Source organism: Rothia sp. 11254D007BW (assembly GCF_053548195.1).
In genome coordinates, this window is the sequence record NZ_JBPWPK010000001.1 from 1006897 (window position 1) to 1023017 (window position 16121).

At 60.4% G+C, this 16121-nt stretch carries 13 protein-coding genes; all 13 read right to left on the reverse strand.

Annotated elements, in window-relative coordinates; genetic code table 11:
* Positions 1 to 87: 87 nt before the first annotated feature.
* Entirely contained in the window at positions 88 to 3624 is a 3537-nt protein-coding gene (gene dnaE / locus ACEE43_RS04510) for a DNA polymerase III subunit alpha (protein WP_449107330.1), read from the reverse strand.
* A 26-nt stretch (positions 3625 to 3650) separates the two neighbouring features.
* A complete protein-coding gene (locus ACEE43_RS04515) occupies positions 3651 to 4604 on the reverse strand; it encodes an RluA family pseudouridine synthase (RefSeq protein ID WP_237185426.1) in 954 nt (317 codons plus the stop codon).
* Positions 4604 to 5176: a signal peptidase II gene (gene lspA / locus ACEE43_RS04520; RefSeq protein WP_449107329.1), complete on the reverse strand. Its 573-nt coding sequence runs from the start codon at positions 5174 to 5176 to the stop codon at positions 4604 to 4606. Before lspA ends, ACEE43_RS04515 begins: the two co-directional genes overlap by 1 nt.
* A 160-nt stretch (positions 5177 to 5336) precedes the next feature.
* Positions 5337 to 6029, reverse strand: coding sequence for a DivIVA domain-containing protein (locus ACEE43_RS04525; protein ID WP_449107328.1), 693 nt, complete (start codon positions 6027 to 6029; stop codon positions 5337 to 5339).
* 307 nt (positions 6030 to 6336) lie between these two features.
* Positions 6337 to 6639, reverse strand: coding sequence for a YggT family protein (locus tag ACEE43_RS04530; protein WP_449107327.1), 303 nt, complete (start codon positions 6637 to 6639; stop codon positions 6337 to 6339).
* Between the two features lie 6 nt (positions 6640 to 6645).
* Positions 6646 to 7362 (reverse strand): cell division protein SepF, encoded by a 717-nt coding sequence (locus ACEE43_RS04535; RefSeq protein WP_449107326.1) that lies wholly within the window; start codon positions 7360 to 7362, stop codon positions 6646 to 6648.
* Between the two features lie 155 nt (positions 7363 to 7517).
* Positions 7518 to 8330: a YggS family pyridoxal phosphate-dependent enzyme gene (locus ACEE43_RS04540; protein ID WP_449107325.1), complete on the reverse strand. Its 813-nt coding sequence runs from the start codon at positions 8328 to 8330 to the stop codon at positions 7518 to 7520.
* Positions 8331 to 8359: 29 nt separating this feature from the next.
* Positions 8360 to 9196, reverse strand: coding sequence for a polyphenol oxidase family protein (locus ACEE43_RS04545; RefSeq protein WP_449107324.1), 837 nt, complete (start codon positions 9194 to 9196; stop codon positions 8360 to 8362).
* A gap of 123 nt (positions 9197 to 9319) precedes the next feature.
* The gene (gene ftsZ / locus ACEE43_RS04550) at positions 9320 to 10528 is read right to left on the reverse strand and encodes a cell division protein FtsZ (protein ID WP_237185432.1); all 1209 of its coding nucleotides are present in this window, start codon (positions 10526 to 10528) and stop codon (positions 9320 to 9322) included.
* A gap of 195 nt (positions 10529 to 10723) precedes the next feature.
* Positions 10724 to 11617, reverse strand: a complete 894-nt coding sequence (locus ACEE43_RS04555) for a cell division protein FtsQ/DivIB (RefSeq protein WP_449107323.1) — start codon at positions 11615 to 11617, stop codon at positions 10724 to 10726.
* Positions 11617 to 13107: a UDP-N-acetylmuramate--L-alanine ligase gene (gene murC / locus ACEE43_RS04560; protein ID WP_449107322.1), complete on the reverse strand. Its 1491-nt coding sequence runs from the start codon at positions 13105 to 13107 to the stop codon at positions 11617 to 11619. The genes ACEE43_RS04555 and murC overlap by 1 nt, the downstream gene beginning before the upstream one ends.
* Complete coding sequence (gene murG, locus ACEE43_RS04565) at positions 13104 to 14201, reverse strand: undecaprenyldiphospho-muramoylpentapeptide beta-N-acetylglucosaminyltransferase (RefSeq protein WP_377126342.1); 1098 nt, start codon at positions 14199 to 14201, stop codon at positions 13104 to 13106. Before murG ends, murC begins: the two co-directional genes overlap by 4 nt.
* Positions 14202 to 14300: 99 nt before the next feature.
* Positions 14301 to 16082 carry an FtsW/RodA/SpoVE family cell cycle protein gene (locus ACEE43_RS04570; protein ID WP_449107321.1) on the reverse strand — a complete coding sequence of 594 codons (1782 nt, stop codon included), beginning with the start codon at positions 16080 to 16082 and terminating at the stop codon, positions 14301 to 14303.
* Positions 16083 to 16121: the final 39 nt, after the last annotated feature.

The following is a 16121-nucleotide window of genomic DNA, read 5'->3' on the forward strand; positions in this document are numbered from 1 at the left end:
ATAAAAGAATGTGCCGCCCGGTTCCGAGTGCAGGGGTCTTACTCCCCCACTCGGAACCAGACTGCACGTTCAGCCTGTCTTAGCCTCCTAGAAATCCAGGCAGGCAGGGCCCAGCAGCACCTTGAGGTCACCAAAGAGGGCCGGGTTGGGGTTGACCCGCAGGTCAGCGCCAAGCCGGATCAGCAGGCGCTTGGTGCGGGTAGTCATCGCGATGCGCACCTCGGATTCGCCCTTATGATTCCGCAAAATATCGCGCAGCTGGCCCAGGGTCTCCTCGGTCGCCTTGTACTCGGGGATGGCGATAGTGACCGGGCCGCCGGTGCCGTCCGCTGAAATCTCGGGGATATTCAGCTCCTGGGCGCTCAGGGTCACCGACCCGTCATCACGGCGCTGCAGGCGGCCCTTGATGGTACAAATCAGGTCTTCGGCCAGCACACCGGCAATCGGCTCGTAGGCGCGGCCAAAGAACATGACCTCGATAGAACCGGTGCGGTCTTCCATCTCGATACGGGCGTAGGGGTTACCCGAGTTCTTCGCAATACGGCGGGAGACGCTGGTAATCATGCCCACAACGGTCACAATTGCACCATCCGGCTTGACCGAGTCCTCGGAGACCAGCCCCTGAATCGTGGAATCTGACAGCGCATCAAGGGCATCTTCGAGACCGCGCAGGGGGTGGTCAGAGACGTAGAGCCCCAGCATCTCGCGCTCAAAGTTGAGCTTATCGCGCTTCTCCCACTCGGGGACGTCCGGAATCTGTACCGCCAGCTCGTTGGCCGGGTTATCGTCGTCCATCCCCAGACCCCCAAAGAGGTCAAACTGGCCTGCGGCCTCCTGACGTTTGACCGAGACGGTCGCGTCGATGGCCTCTTCGTGGATCATGGAAAGCGGACGCCGGTCGTGCCCCAGCGAGTCAAAGGCACCGGCCTTGATGAGGGAGTCCACGGTGCGCTTGTTACAGACGACAATCGGCACCTTGGCCAGGAAGTCGTTGAAGTTCTCGTAGCGGCCCTTTTCTTCGCGGGCATCGACCATAGCAGAGACCACGTTGGCACCCACGTTACGGATAGCGCCCATGCCGAAGCGGATATCGTCGCCCACAGGGGTGAAGTTCAGGGCCGACTCGTTCACATCGGGCGGCAGCACCGTAATCTTCATGTGGCGGCACTCGTTCAGGTAGAGGGCGAGCTTGTCCTTGTCATCGCCCACCGAGGTCAGCAGCGCTGCCATGTACTCCTGGGGGTAGTGGGCCTTCAGGTAGGCCGTCCAGTAGGAAACCAGACCGTAGGCCGCCGTGTGGGCCTTGTTAAAGGCGTAGTCAGAGAAGGGTAGCAGAATATCCCAGAGGGCCTTCACCGCCCCTTCGGAGTAGCCGTTATCGAGCATGCCCTGGTGGAAGGTGGCATACTGCTTATCCAGCTCCTCCTTCTTCTTCTTACCCATAGCGCGACGCAAAATATCTGCCTCACCCAGGGAGTAGTTAGCGACCTTCTGGGCAATCGCCATAACCTGCTCCTGATACACGATCAGGCCGTAGGTGGTATCGAGAATCTCCGCCAGGGGCTCTTCGAGCTCCGGGTGGATGGGGGTGACCTCCTGCAGACCGTTCTTACGCAGGGCGTAGTTGGTGTGGGAGTTCGCACCCATGGGACCGGGGCGGTAGAGCGCCAAGACCGCCGAAATGTGCTCAAAGTGGTCAGGCTGCATGAGCTTGAGTAGCTGGCGCATGGGCCCACCATCGAGCTGGAAGACACCCAGAGTATCACCGCGAGCCAGGAGCTTATAGGACTCGGCGTCATCCAGTTCCAGGGTTTCAAGGTCCAGGTCTTCGCCGCGGTTGAGCTTAATGTTCTCAATCGCATCCGAGATGATGGTCAGGTTGCGCAGGCCCAAGAAGTCCATCTTAATGAGCCCCAGCCCTTCACAGGTGGGGTAATCGAACTGGGTGATAACCTGGCCGTCCTGCTCACGGCGCATGATGGGGATAACGTCAATCAGGTCGTGGCTCGACATGATGACGCCCGCTGCATGCACACCCCACTGGCGCTTCAGACCTTCAATACCCTTCGCGGTCTCAAAGACCTTCGAAGCATCGGCATCAGATTCGATGAGGTCGCGCAGTTCCTGGGCATCGTTATAGCGCTTGTCTTCGGGGTTGTAGACGTTCGCTAGGGCAATGTTCTTGCCCATGACGTCCTCGGGCATTGCCTTGGTCAGACGCTCGCCGGTGGAGAAGGGGTAGCCCAGCACACGGGAGGAGTCCTTGAGGGCCTGCTTAGCCTTGATGGTGCCGTAGGTGACGATCATTGCCACCTTGTCTTCGCCGTACTTCTCGGTCACATAGTGAATCACTTCAGAACGGCGGCGATCATCGAAGTCCACGTCGAAGTCGGGCATAGAGACGCGGTCGGGGTTGAGGAAGCGTTCGAAGATCAGATCGTGTTCCAGCGGGTTCAGGTCGGTAATACGCATGGCGTAGGCAACCATGGAACCTGCACCCGAGCCACGGCCCGGGCCCACACGGATCCCGTTCTCCTTGGCCCAGTTGATAAAGTCAGCAACCACCAAGAAGTAGCCGGGGAAGCCCATCTGCGAGATGATGCCCACCTCGTACTCGGCCTGTTTGCGCACTTCATCGGGCACGCCCTTGGGAAAGCGGTAGTGCAGGCCGCGCTCAACCTCTTTGACGAACCAGGATTCCTCGTTTTCGCCCTCGGGCACGGGGAAGTTGGGCATGTAGTTGGCCTTGGTATTGAACTCCACGGAGCAGCGCTCGGCGATTTCCATGGTGTTGTTGCAGGCCTCGGGGTAGTCGCGGAAGAGCTCGCGCATCTCAGCCGGTGACTTGAGGTAGAAGTTATCGGCGTCGAACTTGAAGCGCTTGGGGTCCTGCAGGGTGGAGCCTGACTGCACGCACAGCAGCGCGGCGTGGGCCTTGGCGTCCTCTGCGTGGGTGTAGTGCAGGTCGTTAGTGGCAACCAGGGGGAGGTTCAGTTCTTTGGCCAGCTTGAGCAGGTCGGCCATGACGTTCTTCTCGATATCAAGCCCGTGGTCCATGAGCTCGCAGTAGAAGTTTTCTTTGCCGAAGATATCGCGGAAGTCGCTGGCCGCCTGCATGGCCTCCTTGTACTGACCCAGGCGCAGACGGGTCTGCACCTCGCCCGAGGGGCAGCCGGTGGTGGCGATTAGGCCCTTACCGTAGGTCTGGAGCAGCTCCCGGTCCATACGCGGCTTGTAGAAGTGCCCTTCAAGCGAGGCCAGAGAGGACGCCCGGAACAGGTTATGCATGCCCTGGGTGTTCTCTGCCCACATGGTCATATGGGTATAAGCACCACCACCGGAGACGTCATCGCGCCCGCCCTCACCAAATTTCACGCGGGTGCGGTCCTGACGGGCAGTACCCGGGGTCAGGTAGGCCTCCACACCGATAATGGGTTTGACCCCGGCGTTATTGGCCTTGTTCCAGAAATCGAAGGCACCAAAGAGGAAGCCGTGGTCGGTGGTTGCCAGGGCATTCATGCCCAGCTGCTTCGAGTGCTCAAAGAGGTCGGTTAGACGGGCAGCGCCATCGAGCATGGAGTACTCGGTGTGCACGTGCAGGTGGGTGAAGTCGGTGTTAGCCATGCGGGTTGCGTCCTTAGCGTCGGGCTCTAGAAGTTGCCCTCACGCAGGGTATCGAGAGCGTACTGAAGGTCAGGGGTGTAGGGGCTTTCGAACTCCACCTGCTCGCCGCTGGTGGGGTGGGTGAAGCCCAGCCGGTGGGCATGCAGCCACTGGCGGGTGAGGCCCAGATGCGCGCTCATGGTGGGGTCTGCCCCGTAGGTCAGGTCGCCCGCGCAGGGGTGGCGCAGGGCAGAGAAATGCACACGAATCTGGTGGGTGCGGCCGGTCTCAAGGTGCACCTCAACCAAGGACGCTGGCCCAAAGGCTTCGAGCACCTCATAGTGGGTGATGGCCGGCTTGCCGTCCTCGTTGACCGCGAACTTCCATTCGCTGCCGGGGTGGCGGCCGATGGGGGCATCGATAGTGCCTTTGAGCGGGTCAGGTAGCCCCTGCACCAGGGTGTGGTAGACCTTGGTGACGGTGCGGTCCTTGAAGGCCTTCTTCATGACCGAGTAGGCTCGCTCGTTCTTGGTCACAACCATCAGCCCTGAGGTGCCTACGTCTAAGCGGTGCACAATCCCCTGACGCTCAGCAGCACCGCTGGTGGCAATATCAATCCCGGCGTGCTTCAGCGCCCCAACAACCGTAGGGCCGTGCCAGCCCATCGACGGGTGGGCAGCAACACCGGTGGGCTTATCAACCACCACGATGTCGTCATCCTGGTAGACAATCGAAAAGCCATCAACCTGCTCAGCCTCAATCTGCGTTAGATCACGCGGCGGGGTGCCCGCAGCCTGCACGGTCATTCCCTCAAGCAGTTTGGACGAAGCCTTAGCCTTCACTCCCCTGCCCTTGGCATCGAGAAGCTGAACCTCGCCGTCCTTAACCCAGCTACTCACTGTTGTGCGCGACTGGCCGCTCAGCTCAGCGAGCAGGGCATCAAGCCGGGTACCGGCCTGGTCGGCTCCTACCACAAATGTCAGTTCAATCTTCTGAGACACTAGACCCCCACCTCGTTCTTCTTTGCCTTATCGGCTCGTACTTCACGCTGACCGTCCATGCGGTAGCCAAGAAAAGTCAGCAGAACAATCGCCGCCATTGATACACAGATAGCGGCATCGGCAATATTAAAAATCGCAAAATTCGGTACAGAAATATAATCGACCACATGCCCGATGCCGAAGCCAGGTTCCCGGAAGAGGCGGTCATGCAGGTTGCCCACAATGCCCCCTGCCAGAGTTGCCAGCAGAATAACCCAGGGCAGGGTCTTAGCCCGCACCACCAAGGTCAGCGCCACCAGGGCACCCACCGTTGAAATCAGGGTGAACAGCCAGGTCGACCCCTCGCCCATAGAGAAAGCGGCCCCCGGGTTCAGGTAGTAACGCCACCAGAGCAAGCCGTCGATTACGGTGATAGCCTGCCCCACGGTCATGGTGGTCTCGACCAGGTGCTTGACCCACTGGTCAGCCCCGTATACCAGGGCAAAGAGGGCCAGGGCTAGCAGGGCCTTAGCCACCCCAGAAATCGTACGAACCGGCACTAAAACAGTGCCCTCCTGCTGGGTATTAGCCACCGTACTCCCTGCCTTCAAACATCAAAAACTGCACACACCAGCTTATCGCGTTCGGCACCCAGCCGGTACCGCGGAGCGGTATCTTAAACATCTCAGGCGGCCCCTCTTACCGAGGAGCCGCCTGAGCATATTGAGGCTACCACCTAAACACTAGGAAAGCCTAGGAGTTGTTGCTGAAAACCCCGTTACGCTGGCCAAACGCGCCGAAGCCCTGGGACTGTGCTGCCGCTACGGCGGGAGCACCCTCAGCCTTGGGTTCAAGAGCGGGAGTCTCTTCGAGGGTGGTCAGCTGCTTGTTCAGGTAATCGCGCAGGGAAGTGCGGTACTGGTTCTCGAAGGAACGCAGCTTGGCAACAGAAACCTCGAGGTCGCTCTTGGTCTTTTCCAGATCGCCAAGCACCTGGTTCGACTTCTGCTCAGCTTCAGAAACAAGCTTGGCGGCTTCGTCACGACCTTCGGTAATCAGGCGTTCACGCTCGCGCTTGCCCTCGAAGACGTAGTCATCGTGAACCTTCTGGGCCATAGCCAGCAGGCCGGTGGCGCTAGAGGGGGACAGAGTGGGCTCAGCGGCGGCAGGTGCTGCTGCCGGAGCAGGAGTTGCCGCAGCGGGCTGAGAATCAACCACAATTTCAGCCTCGGCCAGGGCACCGCCCTGCTGCTGGGCAGGAGCCAGTGAAATCTTCGCCTCTGCCTCTTCAAGCTGGCGCTTGAGGCTAGCATTCTCGGCGTTCAGACGACGCAGTTCAATGACAATCTCGTCAAGGAAATCGTCAACCTCTTCAGGGTTGTAGCCTTCCTTGAACTTAGTCGGCTGGAAGCGCTTATTGATTACTTCCTCAGGCGTGAGTGCCACGATCATTCACCTCTATTTTCTAAAAATCTTTATGCTTTGGCCCGTAGTGTTCCCGGTGCGCAGTATGTGCTGGAGTCAGGCGCATGAAGCTCGAACTTTCAGCGCGCTAAAAGTTCGGGTAGTCCCCTATTTACTACAACACAAAATTACCTGGCAAAGGGGCACCGCGCAACACTATGACCCCAGTTAAGTGTGAGCCACTGGTCACGTCACCACTTGAGGGGACAAACCCCAGCCTGCTGACTGACAGGCTTCAAGAGCCACCTTGCACACCCTACGTGCAGCAGGCGTTTTTACCTACCAGGCTCTAAACGGAGAGGTTGTAGGCCAGGTTAGTTAGTAGGGAATAAGCGAACCAGAGAGCCATCAACAGAATCATGAAGCCCAAATCCAGGGAGATACCACCCAGGTTAATGGGTTTAATCAGGCGGCGGGCAGCATTCATGGGCGGGTCAGTTATTGCGTATACCAAAGAGGCAACCACCAAAACTACGCCCTTGGGGCGCCAGTAGCGGGCAAACATCTGCACCCAGTCGAGTACCAGGCGGATCATAAAAACGACAATCAGCAGGTAGGCAACGATAGCCAAGAGAGCAAAAAGATAACCCACTGCTGTTTAGGCCTGGTTGAAGGGGGTGACGTCGTCGCTGTCCAGAGCTACCGGAACCTCGGTGCCCTCAGCACCGAGAACCTCAAGGTTAGCGGGGGTCAGCAGGAATACCTTGTCGGTCACACGCTCGATGTGACCGTTCAGGGCAAAAGCCAGGCCGGCAGAAAAGTCGATGAGACGCTTGGCGTCGGTATCGCCCATGTCGGTGACGTTCATAATCACGGGGATATTCTCGCGGAAGGACTCACCGATAATCTTGGCGTCGTTGTAGGAGCGGGGGTGAATGGTGGTGATACGGCGCAATTCTTCGCTGCTTTCTTCGGTGAAGGAGGGGGTTAGGGCGGTTGAGGTGTAGTTGGATGCCTGCTGGTGGGTACCGGGGAAGTCCCAGTCGGTGCCGGTACTTTCGACCTGCTCAAGAAGCTGGTCGTCTGCCTCGGCTACAGAAACGCTACCGGCAGTCGCTTCGGGAGCCGGACGGCTGCCGGTGGCCTCGGGTGAAATACCCAGAAGGACGTCGCGATCGGCAGTGGATGAGATATGGGCACGCCCTTCAGCGGGAGCTAGCTCATCGGGGTAGGCGTCGTACTGGTCATCAGCCTCAAAAACGGTCTCTTCATAGATCGTTTCGGGGCGGCGCTGGGGCCGCTCTGTGCGCTGCGCTTCGTCTTCTACCTGGCCCAGGCCCAGGTAGGCCATTGCCTGGTGTAGTGTGCGAGCCATTCTTACCCTCCCTTTGAGTAGCCTTTCCGCCGGTCGACGGGGCTTAAAACCTCTGTTCCTATCAACCTTTTACGGTACCAAAAAGTCGCCTGTCTTTCTCGCAGACAAGCCCAAGGAAAACCTCAGTATTCCCGGTGAATTATGGGCATCTGCCCTTAGTGGGCCGGACGGGCTCCCATGATGGAGGAGCCAACCCGCACAGAAGTAGCTCCCCAGCGAATTGCCTCAACCAGGTCGTGGCTCATACCCGCTGAGATGGTGGTTGCCTCAGGGTAGTGTTCCATCAGCTGCTGGGAGTAGCCGTGCAGCCGTTCAAAGGCGGCTGCGGCGTCCTGGCCCAGCGGGGCAACCGCCATGAGCCCACCCAGGGTGAGGCCCGGCAGGGAGCTAATGTGGTCGGCAAGGGCCAAAATCTCGGTGGGGTCTGCTCCCCCGCGCGCACCCAGGGCTGCCTGCCCGGCGGTGGCTTCAACGGTGGTATCGAGCCCTACCTGGATAAGGCAGCGCAGACCACCGTGTGCCAGTGCTGCCGGAGCCTCAACCTCACCGTTCTCATATCGGGCCAGACGGTTACTGTAGGCCTTAGAGAGGGCATCGGCAAGCTGGGGGCGGTCAACCGACTGCACCTCGTGCGCATACTGCACCACAGACTTAGCCTTGTTGGTCTGCAGCTGGCCGATAAAGGACCAGCGCAGCGGGTCATCGCTGCCCGTGTAGGCGGCCAGCTCACGAGCCTTGCCAGCGGCCTCCTGGTCGCGGTTCTCACCCACAGCGCGCACACCGGCGTCGTACAGGGCAGCTGCATCTGAGGCCGGGAAAAACTTAGTGACCACAATCAGCTCGGGTAGGGGGGACGAGGCAGATCGGGCGCCGCTCATATCTTCCGCGGCTTCCTGGATGCGGGCCTGCACCTGAGCTAGGCGGTCGCTGAGTTCTGCACGGCGTTCGGGGCTGTAGGTCAGGGTCATATTTCCATTCCTTAGAGCGGGCATCTGGGTTACAGGTGGGAGGGGCTGGGCACCTCAGCGGCCAGAGGGCCAGCTTCTACCCAGACCAGACCAGCGATACGCCCGGCGGGCTCCTGCTTCTGGGTATGGCCGCGGTGCGAGAAGAGGTGCTCATGTTCAAAGGTACAGGCCGCAAGGTCGCTATGCACGCGGGTTACCTGCGGCAGGGAGGCAAGGACGGCACGGGCCCCGGCTGGCAGGTCAAGGCCTGGAGTACCCCAGGAGGTGCTGGAATACACCTGCGGAATCAGCGCAGCAGATTCCTGCCGCATCGCCTCGGGAACCTCGTAGCAGCGTCCGCAGATCGAGGGGCCAATCCATGCCTGAATGTTCTCGGCACCGTTCTGCGCCATGGCTTCAACCTGGTGTTGAATTACACCGTCGAGCAGGCCCCGCCGTCCAGCATGGGCCACGCCCAAGACTGGCTGGCCCGTTTGGGCATCCTCCCCCACAAAGACCAGGGGGATACAGTCAGCCACCATAATGGCCAGGGGCCGCCCCTCACGAGAGAGGGCAGCATCGGCGACCGGTGCAGTATCACGAATCTCTTGGGGACTAAGACCCTTTTCAGTTCCGGCACCAAACCGGTCTGAGACATCCGCATCAAAGACCACGGTGCCGTGCACCTGGTTGAGGTAGGTGAAGCCGCAGGACGCCCCTTCCCCCAGCAGCGCGTCTTCAAGGGTCTGCCGGTGGGCCAGGGTCTGGTCAAGGTCATCGCCTACGTGCAGCCCCAGGTTACCGGCAGCAGCCGATGTGAAGGCCACATTGACCCGGGCGCCATTCGCCAGGGTTACTAGCCGGCGGGAGAAAAGAGCGTCAACCATGGGCCTTGCCTACCTTTCGAAAAAGTGCGGGAAATGCTGAAGGGGGTGAAAGCTAAGTCTAGCTTTCACCCCCTCTCGGCCTTTAGACGGCTTGTTTCCGTCTAGGGTGTGGGTCTGAAGTCTTTACTTCAGGAAGTCGGGCACATCGAGGGTGTCACGACGTGCTGACTGGGAGTCCTCAACAACGGGGGGCAGGTCAACATCGAAGCCGGCGTTGGTGGGAACGTCGTTGCCGCCCTTGTTCCAGCTGTTACCTGCTGCGGGTGCTGAACCGAAGCCAGCGCCTGCGGCGGGAGCTGCTGAAGCGCCACCGAAGTTCTGCTGGGTACGAGCAGCCTGGTTAGCGGCGGGGTTGGTGTTGTTGGAGTTGGTTTCGGGGTTGACCGAGTCAAAGCCTGCGGCAATAACGGTCACGCGAGCCTCGTCACCCAGAGCGTCGTCGATGACGGCACCGAAGATGATGTTGGCGTCGGGGTGGGCAACTTCCTGCACCAGGCGGGCAGCTTCGTTGATTTCGAAGAGGCCCAGGTCTGAACCACCCTGGATGGAGAGCAGGACGCCGTGAGCACCGTCGATGGATGCTTCCAGCAGGGGTGAGGCGATAGCCAGTTCGGCTGCCTTGACGGCGCGGTCTTCACCGGAGGCTGAGCCGATACCCATGAGAGCTGAACCTGCACCCTGCATGACGGACTTGACGTCTGCGAAGTCGAGGTTGATCAGGCCGGGGGTGGTGATCAGGTCGGTGATGCCCTGGACACCGGAGAGCAGAACCTGGTCTGCTGACTTGAAGGCGTCGAGCATGGAGACGTTGCGATCTGAGATGGAGAGCAGTCGGTCGTTGGGAATAACGATCAGGGTGTCGACCTCGTCGCGCAGGGCGGCAATGCCGGTCTCTGCCTGGTTGGAGCGGCGACGACCTTCGAAGGTGAAGGGACGAGTAACAACACCGATGGTCAGTGCACCCAGGGAGCGGGCAATGCGGGCAACAACGGGAGCGCCACCGGTACCGGTGCCGCCGCCTTCGCCTGCGGTCACGAAGACCATGTCGGCACCCTTAAGTACCTCTTCGATTTCCTGTTCGTGGTCTTCTGCTGCCTGGCGTCCAACGTCGGGGTTAGCGCCTGCACCCAGGCCGCGGGTCAGTTCGCGACCCACGTCGAGCTTGACGTCTGCATCAGACATGAGCAGAGCCTGAGCATCGGTGTTGATCGCGATGAATTCAACGCCACGCAGACCAACCTCAATCATGCGGTTGACAGCGTTGACGCCACCGCCGCCGATACCGACGACCTTAATGACTGCCAGGTAGTTCTGGGGAGTTGCTGTATCCATGGATTCCCTACTAATTTGTGCCTTGTTTCAAACCAACTCAACCTTAGAGTGAAAGTTGAGATTGGAGTAAACCTATTGTTTCAATCAATGAAAGAGTATCAACTTCACCTTGCAATGTCGCCCTCGTTTCACCCATGACCTTATTTTTCTCAGAAAATATCAAGGACAAGAGGAAACTTCAGGTATAAGTTGAAACTATTTTACAGTGGGGACGAGGGGGCTTGAGACATCGTAGGTTTCTACGGCCTGCTGGCTACCCACCGAGTCCATAAGCTGAACTAGAACCTTAGCTTTAAGGTCGCTATCTTCCGGAGTACCCCAGACGACCTGCGTACCATCAATCATCTCTAAAGTAATGGTTGATGCCGAATCAGCCTTAGCCTCAGACACCTGCGACAAAATCGAGGTCGGCAGAGCCGCCAGCACACCGGTTACGGTACTAAAAGCAGCCGACCCCAGAATATCCAGACCTCCGGCAACCAGCGGAACACCGGCGTCCTCAACCGACGCTGCTGTGCCCAGCTGCACTCCCTCGTTATCAACCAGCACGAAGCTGCCCTCGTTCTCCACCACAGCCACGGGCACCCGCTCATGCAACTGCACCACCAGCTCGTGGGGCGGATTCGCCTGCAGGGTCACCCCGTAGAGCACATTCTCGTTGCCGATCAGAGAAGCAACCTCAGACTCGCTAATACGGGTCATGGGGACTCCCTGGAGCTGGCTCAGCTGCTGCTGAACGGAAGCCTCATCCAGCAAAGAAGCGCCTTCGACCGTAATCGTCCGGGTAGCCAGCAGGGGCGAGAAGAAAACAACCCCCACAAAAATCAGGGTAGCGAGCACCAGGACGCCTACCCCGTAGGCCCATTTCTTCCAGCTACCGGCTGCCCGACGCTTGGGGCGCAACTGCACGGGAGCAGAAGGCAGACTCTGAGGCTCGCTCTGGCCGCTCTGACGCTCCTCTTCCTGGGCCTGGCGCCACTGGGCGAAACGACTGTTTTCAGAGATATCCACCAGGTTATCGCCAGCCTCTGGTAGCTGGCTCACCTTAGCGGAGTTCAGGCGAATACGGGGCTTCTTTTCATCGGCCACTAGAGTGCAGCACCTTCACGGGCAGAAAGCTTCTCTACCAGCACCCGCCCCAGGGCAGTCACGTCACCGGCACCAACCGTCATGATGATATCGCCGGGCAGGGCGGCGGCTACAACAGCGTCAATCGCCTGGTCGGTGCTCTCAGCGTAGTGCACCTCGGAGAAACCGGCCTCAGTGATGAGATGACTGGTTACGCCCTCCATCGGCTTCTCACGAGCGGGGTAGATATCGAGCACGTAGCTACGATCAGCCTGAGACAGCGACTCAGCGAACTCGGTAGCGAACTCCTTGGTGCGGGAGAAAAGGTGGGGCTGGAAAATCACGTAGAGGTTGTGCCCGGCGGCAACCGTGCGGCCGGTTTCCAGGGCACGGTGTACCTCGGTGGGGTGATGGGCATAGTCATCAAAGACCTTAACCCCGGCAGCTTCACCGCGCAGGGTAAAGCGGCGGTCGGTACCCGAGAAGTGGGCCAGCGCCTTAACGGCCTCTTCGGGGCTGGCACCTGCTAGCAGGGCACAGACAAAGGACGCCGTAGCGTTGAGCTGGTTATGAATACCGGGCACCGGCAGGGTCAGGGTAATCTGCCCCGCGAACTGCTGGCCGCCTACGGTGAAGTCCCAGACCAGGTTCGAAGAGCAGTCGGTTCCTTCAGAGGTGATACCGGTCAGGCGAACCATAGCGCCCTCCCCCTCACCGTAAGTGACAACCTGAACACCGGCGTCCGCGGCCTGAGCCGCGAGGGTGGCTGCACCGGCGTCGTCAGAGCAGGTCACGAAGACACCGCCGGGCGCCATAGAGGCGATAAAGCGATTGAAGGCCTCGAAGACCCGCTCGTTGGTGCCGTAGAAGTCCAGGTGGTCGGGCTCAGCGTTGGTAATAACCGCAATCTCGGGGCGGTAGCGAACAAAGGAGCCGTCGGATTCATCGGCTTCAGCCACGAACCAGGAGTCCGGGCCGGACGCCCCCAGGTGGGCGTTGGTGTTATAGCCGGCGATGGTAGAGCCGACCGCAAAAGAGGGGTCCAGCCCCAGGCCGTCTAGCATCACCGAAATCATGGATGAGGTGGTGGTCTTGCCGTGGGTACCGGCAACCGCAATCACCTTGGAGTCACGCATGGTCGCCGCCAGAGCCTCAGAGCGGTGCAGCACGCGCAGGTCGCGGGCCCTGGCAGCAGCGAGTTCGGGGTTATCTTCGCGAATCGCGGTTGATATCACCACGGTATCGACACCCTCAATATTTTCAGCTGCCTGGGGCACCGATACCCGGGCGCCCAGCTCTCGCAGGCTATCCACAGCGGCGCTTTCAGCCTGGTCAGACCCGCTCACGGTCATGCCAGCACGCAGCATGAGCCGGGCGATAGCCGACATGCCGGCCCCACCAATACCCACAAAATGCACCCGGCCCAGGTCGGCCAGGGCCGGACGCTCGGGGAAGGGAGGGTTGAGAGGAGCGGGAAGGTCTATTGAAAGATCCATTAGTGAGGTGCTCATACGCGGGCCGCCTTCAGTACTTCGTCTGCCATAACCTGCGCAGCATCGCGGATGCCGTGCCGGTAGGACTTTTCTGCCATGTCGGTAAGTTTATCGGTGTCTGCTAGCAGGGCCGGTACATTCTGGCGGAACCAGCTAGCGGTGAAATCGGAGTCGTCAACCAGCAGGGCTGCCCCGGCAGCCACCAGGGAACGGGCGTTGAGTGCCTGTTCGCCGTTGCCGATGGGTAGGGGAACAAAGATAGCCGGTAGGCCCACGGCAGCGACCTCGCTGACGGTTGCCGCACCAGAGCGCACAATCATAAGGTCAGCAGCTGCGTAGACATCTTCCATAGAGGTAATGAACTCAACCTGCTGGTAGCCGGGAGCTGTGCGGAGCTGGCCAGACTCGTCCTTAACCGCCTTGTCACGGCCAGTGATGTGCAGTAGCTGGTAGCCTGCCGGGCCAATCTCGTCGATGATTTCGGCAACTGCCCGGTTAAGGCTCAAGGCTCCCAGAGACCCACCGGTGACCACCAGGGTGGGCAGGGCCGGGTCAAGGCCCAGACGCTCCCGGGCAGCACCCTGTTCAGAAGCGCGGTCGAGGTCGGCGATGTTCTGGCGCATAGGCATACCCACGGTGCGAGCACCGGCGATGGGGGTATCGGGGAAGGCGGTAGCTACCAGGGCAGCCTTCTTCGCGCCCACCTTGTTGGCGAGGCCGGGCTTGGCGTTGGCCTCGTGAATCACTACGGGCACACCCAGCTTGCGGGCTGCCAGGTACATGGGGGTGCACACGTAACCACCCACGCCCACCAGGACGTCCGCCCCGGTATCGGTCAGAATCTTCTCGGCCTGCTTGAGCGAGGCCCGGAACCGGCCGGGGAACTTGATGGCGTCAAGGTTGGGGCGGCGGGGGAAGGGAACTTTCGGGATGAAGCTGATGTCGTAGCCCGCTGCCGGTACAAGCCGGGCCTCCATGCTATTTTCGGTGCCGACGGTCATGATAGTGACGTCAGGCTCGCGCTCCTGGAGGGCTCGGGCGATAGCCAGCATGGGGTTGATATGCCCGGCTGTGCCTCCGCCTGCCAGCACGACAGTGGGTGCGTGGGTCATCAGGTTTCACTCCCTTAGTGTTCTGTTTCGACCCTTAGTTTACGCGGATTGGGCCACAGGTACATCTTGAGGCCCCTGGTCGTGAGCCACCTTACCCCCTTAGTGCTCCTCGGGGAGCTTGCGGGCTTTGCGGATAGTGCGCAGGCCAGCGGGCAGTTTTTGCTCCTTGGGGGCAGGAGCTTGCGGTTCGGTGGTCTGCGGCTTAGCTGCGGTGCTGGGCGCAGCCGGGCGAGCAGGGGGCTGGGACTGAGTCGCTGTGGTACGGGTGTGAGCCTGCTGCACGCTGGCGGAGGGGCGGGCGCCGCTGGCCGAACTGGAGCGTCGAGCCATCGCCGCCTCAGCACTAGCTTCAGCTGACAGCGGGGTTGAGCGGCGGAGTGTCTGGGCGGACGGACGCGCGGTAGCTGCCGAGGGCCTCACGGTGCGCGCACTCCCCTGGGCGCGTTGAGGGGCGGACGCCGCAGGTTGGGCAGAGCCACGCCCGTCGACGAGGGCACCCAGGCGGGTGGTGAGCTTATCAAGAGTCCAGCCGGTACCGTCTGGGTCAGCTGCGATGATAGCCTGCTCCCGCTCAGCGATACGGGCCAGAGCAAGGCGGCGGGCGGCGTCCTTTTGCATCTTACTATTGGCAATGCCGGTACGCTCCCCCACAATCGGGTTGAGGGGGGTCTGCCGGGCAAAGGCGATAAGAATTCCGATACCGGTCAGTGACGAGACTAGGGCGGAACCACCGGCAGAAATAAAGGGCAGGGGCACACCGATGACGGGCATAAGCCCTACCACCATAGCGATGTTGAGCAGGGCCTGGCCGGCGATCCAGGTGATGATGCCAATGGTGGCGTAGCGAATAAAGAGGTCAGAGGAGCGCAGCAGGATACGCATAGCGCAGTAGATTAGGGCTACGTAGAGCAGCAGCACAGCGATAGCACCAATCAGACCCAGTTCTTCACCGACCACCGCGAAAATATAGTCGTTGTGGGCTTCAGGCAGGTAGTTGTACTTCTGGCGGGACTGGCCCAGGCCCACGCCCCAGAAGCCGCCGGTAGCGAGTGCTGCCAGGCCAGAGTTGGCCTGGTCGCAGGTGGCCTCAACGCAGTCGCGCCAGAAGGCAAAGGTGTTGAAGAGACGCTCGATGCGGTTGGGGCTGATGGCTACCATCATGATGGCGGCCAAGGTGCCCAGGCCCGCGCTAATCATCACTAGCCCGCGGGAGGGGCGGGCTGCCAGGAAGATTGCGCTGAAGAAGAGGGCGTAGATGAGCACCGTGCCCACGTCGTGGCCTGCCAGGATCAGGGTGACAATCAGGCCAAAGCCTAAGAAGGCAGGAACGAGCCCCTTGTAGGCAGTCTGGGCCAGGGTCCCGCGGTCGATGCGCCCCTGACGGGAGTAGACCGAGGCCAGCCAGAGAATCATGATGGGCTTGGCGAACTCTGAAGGCTGGATCGAGAAACCTGCGATGTTGATCCAGTTACGGTTACCGTTGACGGTGGTACCCACAAAAATTACGGCGATGAGCAGCAGGGCTGCGATTCCCAGCAGAGAGTGCACTGCCCAGGGCCGTCGGTACCAGGTGACCGGCACCAGATAACCCACGAGCACCATTGAAACGAGACCCAGTACCGCGAACATACCCTGGGAGCGGGCCTGGCTGAAGGCACCTGCGCCCGATGAAATCTGCTCCACGCTTGAGGCAGAGAGCACCATCATCACACCAAAGAGGGTGAGCACGGTGGCGGTCACTACCAGCACAATCGGTACGTCGGTCAACACCATAGACCCCAAACGTACCTGGGCGTTCTCCCAGGTGCTCCGGGACCTCTCCCACACACGCCGGATCAAGCCAGGACGCTGCTGTGACCGGGGTTCTGCTGCCAGGCTCATAGTCTTTTCGCTTCTCTTCTCTCGGGTGAGGACGCCCCA